General features: G+C 57.9%; 1 protein-coding gene and 1 pseudogene. Both read right to left on the bottom strand.

The window, feature by feature from the left end:
• A pseudogene (locus ACIONG_RS30525) lies at positions 1-555 on the bottom strand (F0F1 ATP synthase subunit beta); the annotation flags it as partial.
• A 27-nt stretch (positions 556-582) separates the two neighbouring features.
• On the bottom strand, positions 583-793 hold a 211-nt coding region (locus ACIONG_RS30520; RefSeq protein WP_401304763.1), incomplete at its 5' end, for a F0F1 ATP synthase subunit gamma.

Here is a 793-nt window from a genome sequence, read left to right as displayed (position 1 = left end):
CTCACGAGTACGCTCACCCACACCGGCGAACACGGAATAACCGCTGTGCTCGATGGCGATGTTACGGATCAGTTCCATCATGTTTACGGTTTTGCCTACACCGGCACCACCGAACAGACCGACTTTACCGCCTTTGGCAAACGGGCAAACCAGGTCGATAACCTTGATGCCGGTTTCCAGCAGGTCGTTGCCGCCTGCCTGTTCAGCGAACGAAGGCGCTGGACGGTGAATGCCCCAACGCTCTTCGGTGTCGATCGGACCAGCTTCGTCGATCGGGTTACCGAGGACGTCCATGATCCGGCCCAGGGTCGCTTTACCGACCGGTACGGAGATGGCTGCGCCGGAATCGGTAACTTCCAGACCGCGCTTCAAGCCCTCGGTGGAACCCATCGCAATGGTGCGAACCACGCCGTCGCCCAGCTGTTGCTGAACTTCCAGAGTGGTTTCGGCCGCGCTCACTACTTTCAGCGCGTTGTAGATGCTCGGTACGCTGTCGCGTGGAAATTCCACGTCGATAACGGCGCCGATGATTTGAACGATACGTCCGCTACTCATAGCTGGATCCTCTGAATATTTGAACCGTTAAACCGCGGCAGCGCCGCCGACGATGTCCGAGATCTCTTGGGTGATCGCAGCCTGACGCGCCTTGTTGTAGATCAGCTGCAAATCGCTGATCAAATCACCGGCGTTGTCGGTAGCGTTCTTCATCGCGATCATCCGCGCAGCTTGTTCAGCCGCGTTGTTCTCGACCACCGCCTGGTAGACCTGCGACTCGACGTAACGGACCATCAAT

It is taken from the genome of Pseudomonas sp. NPDC087817 (genome assembly GCF_044742875.1).
Classification (GTDB): Bacteria; Pseudomonadota; Gammaproteobacteria; order Pseudomonadales; family Pseudomonadaceae; genus Aquipseudomonas.
The sequence above is the reverse complement of the archived record's forward strand: the minus strand, read 5'-3'. Positions and strand labels throughout refer to the sequence as shown.